Source organism: Nocardia sp. NPDC059154, assembly GCF_042755705.1.
GTDB lineage: Bacteria > Actinomycetota > Actinomycetes > Mycobacteriales > Mycobacteriaceae > Nocardia.
In genome coordinates, this window is record NZ_JBHZCS010000005.1 from 42700 (window position 1) to 60241 (window position 17542).

13 protein-coding genes are annotated in these 17542 nt (G+C 69.0%); 6 read left to right on the plus strand and 7 right to left on the minus strand.

The features are described from left to right. Positions 1-159: 159 nt before the first annotated feature. Positions 160-3699, plus strand: coding sequence for a protein kinase (locus tag ACFXN1_RS06545; RefSeq protein WP_379444396.1), 3540 nt, complete (start codon positions 160-162; stop codon positions 3697-3699). Positions 3700-3810: 111 nt separating this feature from the next. Next, positions 3811-5280, plus strand: a complete 1470-nt coding sequence (locus tag ACFXN1_RS06550) for an alpha/beta hydrolase (RefSeq protein ID WP_379444395.1) — start codon at positions 3811-3813, stop codon at positions 5278-5280. Between the two features lie 56 nt (positions 5281-5336). Here the strand turns inward: ACFXN1_RS06550 and ACFXN1_RS06555 are convergent, their stop codons facing one another. The 4 genes from ACFXN1_RS06555 to ACFXN1_RS06570 form a co-directional block, all read right to left on the minus strand. Continuing rightward, the gene (locus tag ACFXN1_RS06555; protein WP_379393288.1) at positions 5337-6653 is read right to left on the minus strand and encodes a class I SAM-dependent methyltransferase; all 1317 of its coding nucleotides are present in this window, start codon (positions 6651-6653) and stop codon (positions 5337-5339) included. Beyond that, on the minus strand, positions 6650-8098 hold the full coding sequence (locus ACFXN1_RS06560) for an FAD-binding oxidoreductase (RefSeq protein ID WP_379444393.1): 1449 nt from the start codon (positions 8096-8098) through the stop codon (positions 6650-6652). Before ACFXN1_RS06560 ends, ACFXN1_RS06555 begins: the two co-directional genes overlap by 4 nt. Positions 8099-8287: 189 nt before the next feature. Further along, positions 8288-9181 carry a WD40 repeat domain-containing protein gene (locus ACFXN1_RS06565; protein WP_379444392.1) on the minus strand — a complete coding sequence of 298 codons (894 nt, stop codon included), beginning with the start codon at positions 9179-9181 and terminating at the stop codon, positions 8288-8290. A gap of 102 nt (positions 9182-9283) precedes the next feature. Beyond that, positions 9284-10063 carry a hypothetical protein gene (locus tag ACFXN1_RS06570; RefSeq protein ID WP_379444391.1) on the minus strand — a complete coding sequence of 260 codons (780 nt, stop codon included), beginning with the start codon at positions 10061-10063 and terminating at the stop codon, positions 9284-9286. 150 nt (positions 10064-10213) lie between these two features. Between ACFXN1_RS06570 and ACFXN1_RS06575 the strand changes: the two genes are divergently transcribed. After that, positions 10214-10648: an SRPBCC family protein gene (locus tag ACFXN1_RS06575; RefSeq protein WP_354838852.1), complete on the plus strand. Its 435-nt coding sequence runs from the start codon at positions 10214-10216 to the stop codon at positions 10646-10648. A 10-nt stretch (positions 10649-10658) separates the two neighbouring features. Here the strand turns inward: ACFXN1_RS06575 and ACFXN1_RS06580 are convergent, their stop codons facing one another. Then, positions 10659-11012: a VOC family protein gene (locus ACFXN1_RS06580; RefSeq protein ID WP_379393296.1), complete on the minus strand. Its 354-nt coding sequence runs from the start codon at positions 11010-11012 to the stop codon at positions 10659-10661. Positions 11013-11027: 15 nt separating this feature from the next. Continuing rightward, a complete protein-coding gene (locus ACFXN1_RS06585) occupies positions 11028-11837 on the minus strand; it encodes a MerR family transcriptional regulator (RefSeq protein WP_379393298.1) in 810 nt (269 codons plus the stop codon). Between the two features lie 101 nt (positions 11838-11938). On the opposite strand from ACFXN1_RS06585, the gene ACFXN1_RS06590 reads away from it, so the two are divergent. Together ACFXN1_RS06590 and recR are read left to right on the plus strand one after the other, a co-directional pair. Beyond that, the gene (locus tag ACFXN1_RS06590; protein ID WP_379444389.1) at positions 11939-12271 is read left to right on the plus strand and encodes a YbaB/EbfC family nucleoid-associated protein; all 333 of its coding nucleotides are present in this window, start codon (positions 11939-11941) and stop codon (positions 12269-12271) included. A 14-nt stretch (positions 12272-12285) separates the two neighbouring features. Continuing rightward, positions 12286-12894: a recombination mediator RecR gene (recR, locus tag ACFXN1_RS06595; protein ID WP_033090831.1), complete on the plus strand. Its 609-nt coding sequence runs from the start codon at positions 12286-12288 to the stop codon at positions 12892-12894. A gap of 385 nt (positions 12895-13279) precedes the next feature. Here recR and ACFXN1_RS06600 read toward each other — a convergent pair whose 3' ends face one another. Then, positions 13280-13921, minus strand: coding sequence for a hypothetical protein (locus ACFXN1_RS06600; protein WP_379444388.1), 642 nt, complete (start codon positions 13919-13921; stop codon positions 13280-13282). Between the two features lie 172 nt (positions 13922-14093). Here ACFXN1_RS06600 and ACFXN1_RS06605 point away from each other — a divergent pair, with 172 nt between their 5' ends. Then, positions 14094-17522: a DUF2126 domain-containing protein gene (locus ACFXN1_RS06605; RefSeq protein ID WP_379444387.1), complete on the plus strand. Its 3429-nt coding sequence runs from the start codon at positions 14094-14096 to the stop codon at positions 17520-17522. Positions 17523-17542: the final 20 nt, after the last annotated feature.

The following is a 17542-nucleotide window of genomic DNA, read 5'->3' on the forward strand; positions in this document are numbered from 1 at the left end:
GAGCTGAGTGAAAGGTCCACACGCCCGTGCGGTCCGCGCTACGTTGGAAGATGCGCGGGAGAACACCGGAGGCAGGTCCAGATGAATCCACAGGCGCGCCCGGGCGGCTCGCGGAGTGAGCAGGCCCCTCCGGAAGACTCCACGCAGTCCTACCTTCCCATGACCCTCGACGACGAGCTCGAGGCCATGGGCCTGTTCGACGCGGAGGAGATCGGCCGGGGCGGTTTCGGGGTGGTGTACCGCTGTGCCCAGCGCGCCCTGGACCGGGTGGTGGCGGTCAAGGTGCTCTCCACCGAGATCGACGACGAGAGCCGGGAGCGGTTCCTGCGTGAGGAACACGCCATGGGCCGGCTGTCGGGGCATCCGAACATCGTCGACATCCTGCAGGTGGACGTCACGCCCAGCGGGCGGCCCTTCATCGTGATGCCCTATGCCACCCGTGGTTCCCTGGAACAGGTGGTGCGGGACAGCGGGCCGCTGTCCTGGACGGATTCGGTGCGGGTCGGGGTGAAGCTGGCGGGGGCCATCGAGACCGCGCACCGGGCCGAAGTGCTGCACCGGGACGTGAAACCGGCGAATGTGCTGCTGAGCCGCTACGGGGAACCGCAGCTCACCGACTTCGGAATCGCCCGTATCCCAGGGGGTTTCCGCACCTCGACGAGTCTGATCACCGGTTCGCCCGCGTTCACCGCGCCCGAGGTGCTCAAGGGCGACGAGCCGACCGTGCGCTCGGATGTGTACGGGCTGGGCTCCACCCTCTTCGCGCTGCTGACCGGTCACGCCGCCTTCGAACGGCAGGCCGGGGAGAAGATCGTGGCGCAGTTCCTGCGCATCACCAGCCAGCCGGTGCCGGATCTGCGGGAGCTCGAGATTCCGCCCGACGTGGCGGCGGCCATCGAGGCGGCCATGTCGCCGGATCCGCGTGATCGGCCCGGCAGCGCCGTGGAATTCGGGGAGCTGCTGCGGACCGTGCAGGGCGAGCACGGGCAGGTCCCGGACGAGATGGCGCTGCTCGAGGGTGAACAGCCCGGGGTGGACGGCACGGATTCCGCTGCCACCCGGACATATTCGCGCCGGCGCACGCACACCGTGGTCACCGCCCCGCGTACCCGCTCGCTGACGCTGCGGCCGCAGGGCAATCCCAGCGCCGTGTTCGCGGCCTCCGGCACCACCGAGTTCGGGGCAGTCGGCAATACGCTGCCGCCCACGGCCGCAACGAAATTCCTGCCTCCGACCCCGGCCCGTGAGCCGATACCACGCCCCCGGCTGCTGGAACCGCTACGCGCGGGCGGTCGCCGCCGGCTGGCGGTGATCCACGCCCCGGCCGGATTCGGCAAGCGCACCCTCGCCGCGCAGTGGTGCGCCGAGCTCACCGATCGCGGGGTGGCGGTGGCCTGGATCGGCATCGACCGCGACGACGACAACGAGGTGTGGCTGCTGGCCCACATCATCGCCGCCATCCGCAAGGTGCGGCCGGAGATCGGCGCGGGGCTCGAGCAGCTGCTGGAGGAGCGGCCCGCCGAGGCGGTGCCGTACGCGGTGTCGGCGCTGATCGACGAGGTGCACGCGAGCGGGAGCCCGGTGGTCGTGGTGGTGGACGACTGGCATCGGATCACCGACGCGGGGGCGCAGCGAGTGATGGAGTCGTTGCTCGACAACTGTTCGCACGACCTGCGTTTCGTCATCACCAGCCGGGAGCGGGCCGGGCTGCCGCTGAGCCGCCTGCAGGTGGCCGACGAACTGGTGGAGATCGGATCCGGTCAGCTGCGGCTGACCGAGGCGGAGACCCGGCAGATCCTGGTCGAGCGCATGGGGCTGGAACTGAGCGAGCGACAGGTGGAGCAGATCCACACCGCCACCGACGGCTGGCCCGCCGCGATCCAGCTGGCGGGGCTCTCGCTGCGGTCGGCCGATCACGACGTGGACCGGCTGATCACCGGACTCTCCGGCGACAACAAGGCGATTCGCGAGTACCTCGCCGAGAACGTGCTCGACACCATCGAGCCGCGCATGCTCGAATTCCTCAGTGCCATAGCGGTTCCCGAACGCGTGAATGCCTCGCTGGCCGAGGCGCTGTCCGGCGCGAAGGACGCTGCCGATCTGCTGGATCAGGCCGAGCGGCGGGAACTGTTCGTGCACCGGCTCGCCGACGATCCGAGCTGGTACCAGATGCAGCCGATGGTGGCCGAGCACCTGCGTGCCCGCCTGGACCGGGCCCAGCCCGGGCAGTTGAAGAAGTTGCACGGCAAGGCTTCTCGCTGGTTCGCCGAGCACAATCTGATCAAGCAGTCGGTCGATCACGCGCTGGCCGCCACCGATCTGAAGTACGCGCTGGACCTGGTCGAGAAGGGCGGCATGGACCTGATCGACAGCTCCCGGCTGGCGACCCTGTTCGGCACGGTGTCGAAACTGCCGGTGCAGCAGGTGACTTCGCGTAGCAAGCTGCTGATGGCGCTGGCCCGGGCCAATGTGAACCTGCAGCAGTCCGGTGCGGCCCGGACCGCGCTGGGGCGGTTGTCGAACATGCTGGCGCGCAGTGGCACCGACGACGCCGAGGCGGTGAACCAGCGCTGTCAGGCGGCGGTGCTGGCCGCGGCCGATCAGGTGGCCCGCGACCGCACCGAGGGTGTGCTCGACAAGATCACCGAATGCCTGAAGCTGGCCGACGACCTCCCGGCGTGGACGGTGTCGACGGCCGCGAATCTGGCCTCCTTCGTGCGCCTGTGCGACTTCGACTTCGAGGGCGCCCGGGACATGCAGGAGTGGGCCGCGCCCTATCACGTGCGGTCGGCCGATCCGCTGGGTGAGGTGTTCGGCCGGTGCGCGCAGGGCGACGCCGCCTACGAGCAGCTCGATATCGACACCGCCACCCGGTGTTTCGAGCAGGCGTGGCAGATCGCCCGCGACCGCGCGGGGTCCCGCTCGAACTCGGCGCGGGTGGCGGCCGCGCTGCTGGGCGAGGTGGCCTACCGGCGTGGTGACCTCGACAGCGCCGAGCGGCTACTGGATCAGAGCCATGAACTGACCGCCCGGGTCGGCCCGGTGGACTTCCTGGTCACCATCTTCGTGAGCGGAGCCCGGGTGAAGGCGGTCCGCGGTGACCTGCAGACCGCCGCGGCGCGCCTGGACGAGGGCGCGCGCATCGCGGCCGACCGCCGGCTCACCCGCCTGGCCGCCCAGGTCCGGGCCGAGCGCCTGCGGCTGGGCCTGCCCGCCGATGCGCTGACCGCGGGCCTGGTCACCGATCCGATGGCCCGCGCGCTGCGGCACGCCACCGGCGCGGCGGCGCTGGCCGCCGAGGCGGAGGAGATCGCCACCATCCGTGCCCTGCTGGCCCGGCACTACCGCGGCGAGGACCGCGCCACCGACGACCTGGCCCCGCTCGGCACCGACGACACCGCGGTCAAGCGCGCCCGCGCCCTGTATTCGCGCATCCGCGAACAGCACCGGCCGCGCGCCGAACTCGACGCGGCGCTGCTGCTGGCCGAATGCCTGTCGGTCTCCGGCTGGCTCGGGGAGTCCATCGCGGTGCTCACCCCGGTGGTGGTCCGCTGCGCCGGGCTGGGCTGGTCCCGGCCGCTGCTCGATGCCGGGCCGGGCGTGGTGAACATCCTGCGCACCATGCGCCACGAGATGCCGCTGGACGCCGATACCGAGGCGCCGGAGCTGCCCCGCCGATTTCTCGATTCGCTGCTCTGAACAGCGGATTCGGCGGTACGACCGGCGAATTCGGGCGAGCTCGCCCAGTGTCCAGGCTTCATGCAGCCTATTCACAGGGTTTCTCGAGGAATGGTGTCGAGAATCGCCGACGTGCCTGTGACGACGATGCTGCAGTCCCCGCCCGCCGTGCCTCCGGCACCGCAGTTGCCCGCACAGACCCAGACCGGGTTCGGGGGCGGCTTCCACCACGGGGTTTCATTGCTGCACGGCTGGCTACCCCAGGTGATCACCTTCGTCGCAATCTTCCTGCTGGTGGTGGCGTTCGCGCGATTCACCCGCCGGTGGTGGCTGCTGTGGGTGCCGGTCTGCGTGGTGTTCGCGCTCGGGGTGGTGTGGGCCTCCTGGATGTACACCAATGACGAGGGGCTGGCGTCGGATCCGGCGCCGGTGCTGCTGTGGGTCGCGATCGGCCTGGCGGGGGCGGCGCTCGCCGCCGCCGTGGTCGGCATCCGAACCGGTGGCTGGTGGCAGCGGGTCGTAGCCGTGCTGGCGGTGCCGGCGGCGCTGCTGAACGTGGGTGTCGTGCTGAATCAGTGGGTGGGGTACTACCCGACCGCGAACGCGGCGTGGGCTGCCATGACGGCGGAACCCCTGCCACATCAGACCAGCCTGGATTCGCTGGCGTCGCTGCGGAACACGAATGTGGGAACCGGGCGGATCGTGCCGGTGGACATTCCGGAATCGGGTAGCCACTTCAATCACCGCACCGAATACGTGTACCTGCCGCCGGCCTGGTTCCAGGGCGACAAGCCGCCCACCCTGCCGGTGGTCATGATGATCGGCGGCGAGTTCAACACCCCCGCGGACTGGGTGCGCAGCGGTCAGATCATGCCCAGCGTGGACGATTTCGCGAAGTCCAACAACGGCCGGACGCCGATCCTGGTGTTCGTCGATTCCGGTGGCAGCTTCAACAACGACACCGAGTGCGTGAACGGCCCGCGCGGCGACGCGGCCGACCACCTCACCAATGATGTTCCCGCCTATGTGGAATCGACCTTCGGCGCGTCCGCGGATCCCGCAAAGTGGGGGATCGTCGGGTGGTCCATGGGCGGGACCTGCGCGGTGGATCTGGCGACCATGCATCCGGAACTGTTCGGCACCTTCGTGGATATCGCGGGCGATCTCGGTCCGGCCGCGGGCAACAGGGAGCAGACCGTCAAGCGGCTCTTCGGCGGCAGCGAGCAGGCCTGGGCGGCCTTCGATCCCACGACCGTGATGCAGAAGCACGGCCCGTATGCCGATACCGTCGGCCTGTTCGACGATCTGACGCCGCCCGCGTGGCAGAAGAAGATGGCCTCCGATCCCAAGGTGAAGGCCTACATGCAGCAGTCGATCGACGAGAGCAAGGTCGGCATGGGCGGCAAGGACGGCGTCTACGACACCGGCGAGGTCGGCGCGGCCGAGGCGCTCTGTGCCCAGGGGCAGCAGGTCAATATCAACTGCACGGTGCACACCACCGAGGGCGGGCACACCTGGCAGTTCGCGGCGGCGGCCTTCACCTCGTCATTCCCGTGGATGACCGCGCGGCTGGGAATTCCGGTGGCGGGCCTATCTTCGTAGAAACGAAAGCACGCGTGCGGCGAAAGCCGCACGCCTGCTTCGTCTTACGAGGGTTCCTACGCCTTCCACCAGGGGCGCAGCGGTACGGTCCAGGCCTGGTCCGCGCCCAGCTTGACGCCCAGGATCTGGTGCAGCTGCACCACATTGCGCTCGAAGCCGAGCTGACAGCCGGCCATGTAGAGCCCCCACACCTTGGCCGTGCCCTCGCCGACCTCCTCGACGGCGGCATCCCAGTTCTTCACCAGGTTGTCGCACCATTCGGCGAGGGTGAGGGCGTAGTGCCGGCGCAGGTTCTCCTCGTGCAGCACCTCGAGGCCGACGTTCTGGACCTCGGAGATGATGCGGCCGGAGCCGGCCAGTTCGCCGTCGGGGAAGACGTAGCGGTCGATGAAGTCGCCCGCCTTGGTGATGCGGGTGTTGTCCGGCCGGGTGATGGAGTGGTTCAGGAACAGGCCGCCGACCTTCAGCTTCGACTTGATGAATTCGAAGTAGGCGGGGTAGTTGTGCACGCCGATGTGCTCGGTGAGCCCGATGGAGGAGACCGCGTCGAACTCGCCCTCGCGCACGTCGCGATAGTCGCTGTGGCGCACCTCGGCGAGGTCGGACAGGCCCTCCTCGGCGATCTTGGCCTGCGCCCACTCGGCCTGCTCGGCCGACAGGGTGGCGCCGATGACCCGCACGCCGCGCTTGGCGGCGTAGCGCACCATGCCGCCCCAGCCGCAGCCGATGTCGAGCAGCCGGTCGCCGGGCTTCAGGTTCAGCTTTTCGAAGACCAAGCGGTACTTGTTCTCCTGGGCCTGCTCCAGCGTCCAGGCCGGGTCCTCGTAGGCCGCGCAGGTGTAGGTCATGGACGGGCCCAGCACGTACTCGTAGAACGTGTTGGAGACGTCGTAGTGGTGGTGGATGGCCTCGGCGTCACGAATCTTGCTGTGCCGCAGGCCTTCCAGCGCGATGCGCCGCCAGCGCGGCATGGCCTCCTGCGGCGGCGGGGGCACCGGCTTGAGCAGTTCCCAGCCCAGCGAGCGGGCGATGACCACCAGCTGCAGGGCGGTGGGGCGGCGGAACTTCATGCCCGCCATGGCCTTCAGCAGCTCGTAGGGGTCGCCGGGTTCGACGCCGTGGGCGATCAGGTCGCCGGAGATGTAGGCGCGGGCCATGCCCAGGTCGCCGGGCGCGGTGGCGATGAAGTTGACGCCGCGCGGGGTGGTGATCTCGAGGCCGAACTCCGAGTCCTCCGGTCCGGCGCTACTGCCGTCGTAACAGGTCAGGCGGATCGGCACCGGGCCGTCGAGGAGGGTCTCGAAGATCTCGGCAATGCTGAGTTTGGTTCCCAGCTCGGCGAATACGTCGGAACGGTCCTTGTACGTGGTCATTTGCGTTGCACCGCCTTCGAATACAGATCCAGCAGACGAGAATCCGGGTCGTAGCGTTTCTTGAGGGTGGAGTACGTATCGCCGCCGTAGTAGAGGGAGGCGAATTCATCCTGGCCGTAGTAGGAGTCCGAATACAGGGATTTGTGACCGTCCAGTTCGGACACCTTGCGCTCGATGGCACGGTTGGCCGCGCCGTCGGGCTGTCCCGGCACGGTCGGCACGGCCGACCAGAAACCGACATTGACATAGGTGCGGCCGGGCTCCAGCGGATAGAGCGGCCAGGGGCGTTCGGCTGCGTCCTGCGCTTCCGCGGGGTTGTCGCGCAAGCGCAGGGGGCACAACCAGATCGGCTCGATGGGGATCTCGCGCAGGAACCACTCCATGAAATCCGCGATGTGCTCGATGGGCACCTCGATGTCCTGCACCACCCGTTCGCGCGGCGGATTCCCGTGCCGCGCCTCGATCTTGTCGCCGATCGCGTACCGGTGATCCAGCGCGATCAGCTTCCAGTAGAAGCTGGAGCGCCGGTACTGCTGGGGCCAGAAGCGCCGGATCCGCGGGTTCTGCGCCCCGAATGCCCGTGAGCACCAGAACCAGTCGGTGTCCCAGCGCCACAGGTAGTCGTGGATGGTCAGCCGGTCGCGCTTGGGCCGCGCCGAATCGTGCTGGATGGATCGGTAGTAGATGTCCATGCCGGTGTAGTCGCTGACCGGGCCGGGCTCGTCGGTCTGGCGGCCCAGGATCAGGTAGCTCTCGTCCGCGGTGAAGACCACGCCGTCGAGGTAGTCGACCGGTTCGCCGTCGTGGGAGCGGTCCGCGATGATCTGTGTCATCGTCGCCTCCAGCTCCCGCAGATCGTGGAACCGTATGTGCCGCAATGCCACGTAGGGCAGCACCGGTTCGAGTTCTATCTTCAGCCGGGTCGAGTACCCCAGCGTGCCGTAGGAATTCGGGAATCCGCGGAACAGATCCGCGTGTTCGCCGTCCCGGGTGGCGGTGACGATCTCACCGGCGCCGGTCAGCACGTCGATCTCGAGCAGGGATTCGTGCGGGAGACCGTTGCGGAACGAGGTGGACTCGATGCCCAGTCCGGTGACCGCGCCGCCCAGGGTGATGGTCTTCAGCTGCGGCACCACGAACGGGGCCAGCCCGTAGCGCAGGGTGGTGGCGACCAGGTCCTCGTAGGTGGTCATGCCGGCCACGTCGGCCGTGCGGGCCGCCGGGTCCACTGCGATGACCTGCGTCAATCCGGAGACATCGAGGCCGGGCGCGGTGCTGCGCGCCCGGGCCCGGAAGAGGTTGGACGTCTTCTTGGCCAGCCGTACGTTCGCATCCGGCGGGATGGCGCGGTACGAGGCCAGGAGGCGATCGACTCCGGCCCGATGCGCGGCGAAACCTGATTCGTGTGCGGCCGGTGCGCGGCCGGCCTTCCCCAACAGACTCACTGCCACCTTCGGAAACCTAGCGTGCACCGACCGGTACGGCCAGCAGGGGAGCACCGGCGGGGCGGGTTTTCACACACAGTTTGCATGCGTGTCGGCGGGTGCGACCTGCCGTGTAGCGAGGGTATTCCCGTCGCCGGCGTGATGATTGTTACTTCAGCTAACAATTGGGTTACGGTGCGGCCGAGCCCTTTACAGCGGGTCGTCGAGCTCCATCTGCCGGATCTGCGGCAGATACGGATCCAGTTCGCCCGCCTCGAAACGGCACAATCCGATCACGTGCCAGAACTGGCCCGCCGTCAGGCCCTCGGTCTTGTAGCGGCCGTCCGGTGTGAAGGCCACCCAGCCCTCGGGCAGCCCGAGCAGGGTGCCGCGCGGCTGCGGAGCCGCGGCCGGATCCGTCAGCGACCACAGCATGATCGAACCGTCGTTCCCGGCGCTGGCCAGCAGCCGGCCCGACGGGGCGAAAGCCAAGGACCGCACCCGGTTCCGATGGCCGTAGAGGGTGTGCAGGTGCCGGCCGCCGGTGATGTCCCACAGGTTGATGACCAGATCGTCGCCCGCCGTGGCCAGCGTGCCCGACACCGGATCCACCGCCACGCACCACAGCCGCCCGCGGTGCAGGTCCAGCCGGTGCAGCGGGGGACCGCCGGTCAGACTCCAGATCCGCACCGTGCCGTCCCAGGAGATGCTGGCCAGCCGCTCGCCGTGGAAGACCACCCCGTAGACCCGGTGGCCGCTCGCACCGTCGCGGACCGGGTCCGACAGCGTTTCCAGCAGCTCCCCGGACGCCACGTCCCAGAGCCGGACCTGGCCGTCGTCGCAGCCGGTGGCCATGGTCGCGCCCGCCGCGTCGAAGGCGATCGAGCGCACCCGGCCGCGATGCTCGGCGCAGACGGCGTGCTCGCCGCCGGTCTCGCGGGTCCACAGGGTGACGGTGTCGTCGTCATTGGCGGTGGCGATGTAGCGGGCGGTCGGGTCGTAGGCGATGGCCCACACCGGGGCAGAGTCGACGGTGATCTCGCGTTCCGCGGTGGCGGCGTCGATATCGAACACCCGCAGCCGCCCGGCATTGCCCACCGTCACGGTGATGGATCATCTGATCGGGCAGGACTCCAGCGGTCCCAGCGTGTTCCGGGCCGCCGGTGCGGGCGCGGCGCTGTCCAATGTTGTCAACAACCTGCCCGCCTACACCGCGGGCGAGGCCGTGATCTCCCCGGGTGAGCGGAACCAGTTGCTGGCCTTGCTGATCGGCACCAACGCGGGCCCGGTGATCACCCCGTGGGCCTCCCTGGCCACACTGCTGTGCCTGGAGTTCTGCCGCACCCACGCGGTACGGGTCCCCATGCGCCGGTTCCTGTCCGACATGTCCCAGCGGTAGGTCGACAGCGTCGACGACAGCCCGAGTTCGATGGTCAGGAACTCCGACTGCTGCCGATACCAGGCGCAGGCCAGCGCCGTGGCGTAGGACTGCTTGCGAATGCGGTCGGCCGTCCACGGTCGCCCGCTGGCATCGCCCTGCGGCTGGAGCGAATTGCGGTACTGCGCGTCCGCCAGGCACAGCTGCTCATTGCCCGGGTCCAGGACCTCCACCCGGAGATTCAGCAGGTGGCTCTCGTCCCGCGCCCGCCCGGGGAAATACGGCAGTGTCACCGCGCGCAGGTAGGTTCCGGTGCCGCCCTTGTAGATCCAGTTGTCGGTGTCCCGCCGGGCCTGCGCGTGCGCCTGATCGATCTCCGCGCCGTGCAGCAGCCGGACCGCCGCCAGTTCCCGGACCAGCCGGGAGGTCCGATTGCGGTCGCGCAGCAGGGTGAGCGCGAGCAGGCTCAGCACGAGCAGCGTCGCGCCGCTCACCGCGTTCAGATTGGCGAACTTGTCGAAGGCCTCGACCACAATGGCCGTGGCCGCCACGACCAGCGTCACGACACCGTCGATATTGAGCCGGATCCAGGTCACGAACCGCGTCATCACCGCGTCCTCCCCCGCAGTAGTGCACCCAGGATAGGTGGCCGACCCGACACCGCGCAGCGAACCGGCGCACCCGGATGCGGCGTAACATGACCGAGCGGTAACAGGGCAGAGTGCCGGTCGGCCCGCGCAATCACTAAGGAGCACATGGTGGGACAGGTCAGCGCCTCCAGTTCGATCGTCGTCGCAGCAGATCCGAAGCGCACCCTCGACGCGATCGCCGATTACGAGACAGTGCGGCCCAAGATCCTCTCCGCGCACTACCGCGACTACAAGGTGGTCGAGGGCGGCCAGGGCGCCGGCACCGTCGCCGAGTGGACACTGCAGGCCACCGAGAAGCGCTCCCGCAATGTGCGCGCCGCCATCTCGGTCTCCGATTCCATGGTGACGGAACGGGATTCGAACTCCTCCATGGTCACCGCCTGGACCGTGACCCCCTCGGGCACCGGCTCGCTGGTCACCGTGCGCACCACCTGGAAGGGTGCGGGCGGCATCGGCGGCATCTTCGAGGGCATCTTCGCGCCGCTCGGCCTGAAGAAGATCCAGGCCGAGGTGCTCGAGAACCTGAAGCGCGAGCTCGCCTAGCGAGCGGGGGTCAGCCCTCGCCGCCGATATCGAAGAGGTTGCCCTCCGGGTCCGCCAGCGTCGCCCACTTCACGCCGTATTCGTCGAAGTCCGCGAGATGTTTGGCCCCGAGGGCAACCGCGCGCTCGACCTCGGTGGGCAGGGCGCTGCCAGCAGTCAGGTCGACGTGCACGACGTTCTTGCCCGGGTTCTTGTCCGGCACCTGGACGAACATGAACGTCGGGGTGGCGGCGGCGTTGTCGATGGTCGCGAAATGCTCGTTCGCGCCCTCGTCGACCGGGCGGTCCAGCAGCTGCGCGTAGAAGCCCGCGAGCGCGGCGGCGTCGTGGCAGTCGAAAACGACATTGCCGAGGGACAGTGCCATGGATTCTCTCCTTCTTCAGAGCCGGCCGATGGGCCAGCAGACTTCGGTGCGGTAGTCGGCGGGCTCGGCGTCACCGGGCCCGACCAGGTAGATCTCGCGCACGGGTTCGGCGAGCGCGGTGTCGTGTTCGGCCACATGGCTGCCCAGCGCGCCATAAGTGCGGTCGAATTCGGTGAACGGGCCCGCGTGGACGGCGATGGCGAACCGGCGGGCGGGCAGGTCGAGGACGGTCCCGGCGTCGACACGGTCCCGGTGCCGCTCGTCGATGGGCACGAAGGTGACGACTTCGCCACGGTCGTATTCGAAGAACTCCGGCGCGTAGGTGGCGCCGCCCGGTCCGGCGGGTGCGAGGTTCGCGGCGGCCAGTTGCGCGTACATGGTTCCGTAGCTGTGCTCACACCACGCATCGCAGTCCTCGCGCGCCACCTCCGCCGTCATGGCCAGCGCCGGATAGCTTGCGACGGAACGGTATTCGACGCTGATCCCGGTCGACGGCAGCAGCAGCGCCCGGAGCGAGGCCACCACGTCGCGGGTGCGCACCAGCTCGGCCTCCATCCGCTCGAGATGCGCCCGGATGGCCGCGTCCCGCGCCGCCTGATCCGGGGCGGCCATCACCGCCTTGATCTCCGGCAACGGCATGTTCAGCTCGCGCAGCCGCTTGATCAGGTGCGCCTGGTCCACCTGCTCGGTCGAATAGAACCGGTAGCCGGAGCCCGGGTCGATCGCGACCGGGGCCAGCAGGTCGATCTCGTGGTAGTACCGCAGCGTCTTGATGGTCAGGTAGGTGAGCCGGGAGAACTCGCCGATCGGAACCGTTGCCGTCATGCCCTTAGCGAACACCCTCCAGCGAGGGGAGAGTCAAGCAGCGCGGCGCGCGTCGCCGACTAGGCTGGGGAGCGATCACCATCCCCCAGGAAGGACGCGCCGTGCAGCCCGGTGAAGGTTTCGATTTCCAGCAGTTGATGGCCCAGGCCCAGCAGATGCAGCAGGCCGTCATGGCCGCGCAGCAGGAGATCGCGGAGTCGGAGGTCGACGGCGAGGCGGGCGGTGGCCTGGTGCGCGCCCGGATCCGCGCCACCGGCGAGGTGCTGGCGCTGACCATCGACCCGAAGGTGGTCGATCCCGAGGATGTGGACACGCTGCAGGATCTGATCATCGGCGCGCTCAACGACGCCATGGAGACCGCGCAGAACCTGGCCGCCGAGCGCCTGGGCCCGCTGGCCGGCGGTCTCGGCGGCGGCGCGCTGCCCGGACTCTGATCGGGGCTGGGTAGGTGTACGAGGGTCCGGTTCAGGATCTCATCGACGAGTTGGGCAAGCTGCCCGGCGTCGGCCCGAAGAGCGCGCAGCGCATCGCGTTTCATCTCCTCTCGGTGGAGCCGCCGGAGATCGACCGGCTGCAGGCGGCCCTGCAGAAGGTGCGGGACGGCGTGCGGTTCTGCGCCGTCTGCGGCACCGTCTCCGACGGTGAACTGTGCCGTATCTGCGCCGATCCGCGCCGCGACCGCACCATGATCTGCGTGGTCGAGGAGCCCAAGGATGTGCAGGCCATCGAACGCACCCGGGAATTCCGCGGGCGCTATCACGTGCTCGGCGGTGCGCTCGACCCGCTGTCGGGTATCGGACCGGACCAGTTGCGCATCCGGGAATTGCTGACCCGCATCGGAAATCAGGACGACGGTGTGGATGTCACCGAGGTGATCATTGCCACCGATCCGAATACCGAGGGCGAGGCGACGGCCACCTATCTGGTCCGCATGCTGCGCGATTTCCCGGGACTGAGCGTGACGCGCCTGGCCTCGGGCCTGCCCATGGGCGGCGATCTGGAATTCGCCGACGAATTGACCCTGGGCCGCGCCCTTTCCGGGCGTCGCGCCCTGTAAGTGGTGTACCGGGATCTGGTTATGTCCAGGTCGGCGGCGCGGGGAGCGCCGCCGGCTGCGGGCAGGGAATGTGTTGAACGTTCCTGGGGATATCGGCTCCGGCCCCGCTGGCGTGCAATGCCACGGCGATAGCGAAAGTAGCCGCCAAACCGGCCACGACTGCCAAGCCCTTACGCAAGGTCCCGTTCTTCAAGGATGGGCGTAGCTTCGACGGTCGTAGCTTCGACGGGCGTAGCTTCATGTTTCGCTCCTCGCCTCGGTGAGTAATGCGTACAAGCTCGGAAACACCGCGTGCAATTAGCGAAATGCTAGCTTTCCTGCGCGTGCGCAGCCTTCATTCCGGGGGGTTGGAAGTGGAAATTGAAATCTGTCCGTTATTCGAGGGTCAGAACGTGAGACGCCGCCAATCCAGTGCGGCGAATCCCGAACGATCTCCGGTGGCCCAGCCCCAGATGAGATCGGCCACAATTCGCGGGTCGTTCGCGGTGGCGGCGAAATGCTTGTCGGCGGACCCGTCCCGGTATTCCAGGTCGTAATGCCCGTTCTGATGCCGATAGGTCTGGATGTAGATCTGATCTCCGGTTTCCACGATCAGATACGGACCGGGCTGTCCCAGCTCCGGAATCCACAGTTCCACCAGTTGCCGTGTCAGGTACGGGAATTCGCCCGCGCCGCCGTGCGTGACGGCGGCGGTGACCGATTCGGCCGGATCCACCAGCCAGGCCAGCTGCGGGTCCCACAGCGCGTAGTCGTGCGGGGTGCCCAGCTCGAACAGCAGCCCGCGCACATGGCCGATGGCGTCGTAGGGGGTGGAGACGAACAGGGCGTCGCCGAGCACGCCGTCGCCGGCGGGTGAGCCCAGGAAGCTGTCCGCCTCGGGCAGTTCGCCATTGCGCCCGTCCAGCTCGGCCGCGATCTCGGTGACGGCGTCACCGGCCGGTCTGCCGTCCTGCGCGGTCAGATACGTGTCCACCTCGGCGGGGGACACGGCGGCTCCGGAGGGCAGTAGAACGAGGTCGTAGCTCACCCGGCCAGGCTAGTGGCTGGCCGGCGCGGGTCCGCCGCCCGGTCTCCGCCACGGCGGCGGCGCAGGCGCGGCCGCCCGGCCGGGTGCGACATCTGCGGGAGCTCACCGCGTGTCGCCCGAACTGTCGGAAAAACTCCAGCGTGCCCCGGCCTTCGCATGGTGAACTGGACAGATGGGGATCAAGGTTTCCCTCGAACATCGCACCACCTATTCCTTCGACCATCCCGTGCGCGTCCATCCGCACGTGGTCCGCCTGCGACCCGCCCCGCACACCCGCACCGCCATCGAGGCGTACTCGATGCGGGTGAGCCCCGGGAACCACTGGGTGAACTGGCAGCAGGACGCGTTCGGGAATTTCCTGGCGCGCTTGATCTTCCACGAGCCCACGCCGGAACTGTCGATCGTGGTCGGGCTGATCGCCGATATGGACGCCATCAATCCCTTCGATTTCTTCGTCGAGGAGCATGCCGAGCATTTCCCGTTCGGTTACTCGCCGCAGTTGTCCGTGGACCTCGAGCCCTATCTGCGGCCGGTGGACGAGGGCGAATCCGGTTCCGGGCCCGGCGCTTCGGTACGGGACTGGGTGCGCCGCCACACGCCCGCGGATCGGCCGCGCACCATCGACTTCCTGATCGCGGTGAATCAGGCGTTGCGCCACGATGTCGCCTACACCGTCCGGATGGAGCCGGGCGTGCAGTCGCCTGATCACACGCTGCGCGCCGCCCTCGGCTCGTGCCGGGATTCGGCGTGGCTGCTGGTGTCCATCCTGCGGGAATTCGGGCTGGCCGCCCGCTTCGTCTCCGGGTATCTCATCCAATTGGCCCAGGACGTACCGTCTCTGGACGGACCCTCCGGGCCGCTCGCCGATTTCACCGACCTGCACGCCTGGACCGAGGTGTACCTGCCCGGCGCGGGCTGGGTGGGCCTGGACCCCACCTCCGGCCTGTTCGCCGGGGAGGGCCACATCCCGTTGGCCGCCACCCCGCATCCGGTCTCGTCGGCGCCGATCACCGGATCCACCGACCCGGTCGCGGCCAGCCTCGACTTCTCCAATACCGTGCGCCGGATCCACGAGGATCCGCGAGTCACCCTGCCCTACACCGATTCCCAGTGGGAGCGCATCCGCGCCGCGGGCGCGGTCGTGGACGCCCGGACCGAGGCCGCCGGGATCGGCCTGACCATCGGCGGTGAACCCACCTTCGTCTCCCTCGACGATCAGACCGGTCCGGAATGGACCACCGAGGCCGACGGCCCGCGCAAGCGCGAACGCGCCGCCGACCTGGCCGAGCGCCTGCGCCGCATCTACGCGCCGACCGGCCTGGTGCAATACCGCCAGGGCAAGTGGTATCCGGGAGAACCCCTGCCGCGCTGGGAAATCGCCATGCTGTGGCGCGACGACAACGAACCGCTCTGGCGGCACCCCGACCTGCTCGCGCATCCCTGGCTCCCACAGGCCGGCGACGTGGGTGAGGCCGCCGCGTGGACACCCGGCGCGACCGAACAGCGGCGGACCGCACCGGGCGATGAACCGCAATCGCATCGCTCGGACGTCCGGGCCGCGCGGGCGGTGATCGCCCACATCGCGCGGGGCTTGGGCCTGCCGGACGGTCAGGTGCGGCCCGCCTACGAGGATTCGCTGCTCCGGATGGCCGCCAAGGCCGCTGTGCCACAGGGTGATCCGGTCGGTGCCGGCGAGGATCTGGACAGTGGCGGGGATTCGCTGTCGGCGCGCCGCGCGCTGCTGGCTCGGCTGGATGCCGCCGTCGGCGAGCCCGCCGCCTACGTGCTGTCGCTCTATCGCCGGGACGACGAGGCCGGGTGGGCGAGCGCCGACTGGAAGTTGCGGCGCGGTCGAATCGTCTTGACGGAGGGCGATTCCCCGGCCGGACTGCGGTTGCCGCTGCGGTCCGTCACCTGGAACGCGCCACCGCCGCGACCCGAGGCGGACCCGTTCGCGCCGCGCCCGCCGCTGGCCGCGGATGAGCCGCCCGCGGTGGTGGAGTCCGCCGAGCGCGCGCCGATCACCGCGCTGGTCGCCGAGGTCCGCGACGGCCGGCTGTTCGTATTCCTGCCTCCCGTCGAGGAATTCGGCGCGTTCTGCGATCTGGTGCGCCGGGTCGAGGAGGCCGTCGCCGCGGTCGGCCGGCCGGTCGTACTGGAGGGTTATCCGGCCCCGGTGGACGGCCGATTGCATACCTTGTCCCTGGCACCAGACCCGGGCGTGATCGAGGTGAACGTCCAGCCCACCACCGGTTTCGCCGAGCAGTCGCGGCTGCTGGAGACGCTCTACGAGCAGGCCCGGCTGGCCCGGCTGAGCACCGAATCCTTCGATGTGGACGGCACCGATCGCGGCACCGGCGGCGGCAATCACATCACGCTCGGCGGCCGCACCCCGGCGCGCTCGCCCCTGCTGCGCCGCCCGGACCTGCTGGTGTCGCTGCTCACCTACTGGCAGCGGCATCCGGCGCTGTCCTATCTGTTCTCGGGCCGCTTCATCGGCCCGACCTCCCAGGCGCCCCGCGTTGACGAGGGCCGTGAGGACGCGCTCTACGAACTGGAGATCGCCTTCGCCGAGATCGCCCGCCTGAGCCGGGCCGCCGCGGCCGCCGACCCCGACCAGCCGGCCGCGCCGCCCTGGGCGGTCGATCGCGCGCTGCGCCACCTGCTCACCGACCTCACCGGCAATACCCACCGCGCCGAATTCTGCATCGACAAGCTCTACAGCCCGGATTCGGCGCGCGGCCGCCTCGGACTGGTGGAACTGCGCGGCTTCGAGATGCCGCCGCACTTCCGCATGGCCATGGTGCAGTCGCTGCTGGTGCGGGCGCTGGTGTTGCGGTTCTGGGAGCACCCCTACACCGCGCCGCTGCTCCGGCACGGCGCCAACCTGCACGGGCGCTACCTGCTGCCGCATTTCCTGCAGGCCGATATCGCCGAGGTGGCGGCCGATCTGCGCGCGCACGACATCGAATTCGACACCAGCTGGCTGGATCCGTTCTCGGAGTTCCGTTTTCCCCGCTTCGGCACGGTGGTACTCGGGGATATGGAAGTGGAACTGCGCGGGGCGATCGAGCCGTGGAACACCCTCGGGGAACAGACCACCGCCTCCGGGACCGCGCGATACGTGGACTCCTCGGTCGAGCGCCTGCAGGTCCGGGTGACCGGGGCGGACCGGGACCGGTATGCGGTGACCTGCAACGGTTTTCCGCTGCCCCTCATCCCGGCCGGGCGGGCGGATGTGCAGGTCGCGGGCGTGCGGTATCGGGCGTGGCAGCCGCCGGAGTCCCTGCACCCGACGATCACGGTGGACGCGCCGCTGGTCTTCGACGTGGTCGAGCTGCAGACCGGCCTGTCCCGCGGCGGCTGCACGTATCACGTGAGCCATCCGGGCGGCATGTTCTATGCCGGGCCGCCGGTGAATTCGGTGGTGGCGCAATCCCGGCGCAATCGGCGATTCGAATCCTCCGGGCACACTCCGGGCCCGGTGGATATCGCTGATTTGCGTGCCAAAATGGCCATACAGGCAACAGACGTCGGTGCGCCCGGAATACTCGATCTGCGCCGGGCGCGGGCCGTGTGGGGCGTCGTCGGCGATCGATAGGCATACCCGGGGATGTGGTA

Bases quoted from the DNA above. Each gene is read 5' to 3' on its own strand.
- ACFXN1_RS06545 (WP_379444396.1), top strand. From the start codon at position 160: ATGACCCTCGACGACGAGCTCGAGGCCATGGGCCTGTTCGACGCGGAG.
- ACFXN1_RS06555 (WP_379393288.1), bottom strand. From the start codon at position 6,653: ATGACCACGTACAAGGACCGTTCCGACGTATTCGCCGAGCTGGGAACC.
- ACFXN1_RS06570 (WP_379444391.1), bottom strand. From the start codon at position 10,063: ATGACGCGGTTCGTGACCTGGATCCGGCTCAATATCGACGGTGTCGTG.
- ACFXN1_RS06580 (WP_379393296.1), bottom strand. From the start codon at position 11,012: ATGGCACTGTCCCTCGGCAATGTCGTTTTCGACTGCCACGACGCCGCC.
- ACFXN1_RS06585 (WP_379393298.1), bottom strand. From the start codon at position 11,837: ATGACGGCAACGGTTCCGATCGGCGAGTTCTCCCGGCTCACCTACCTG.
- ACFXN1_RS06605 (WP_379444387.1), top strand. From the start codon at position 14,094: ATGGGGATCAAGGTTTCCCTCGAACATCGCACCACCTATTCCTTCGAC.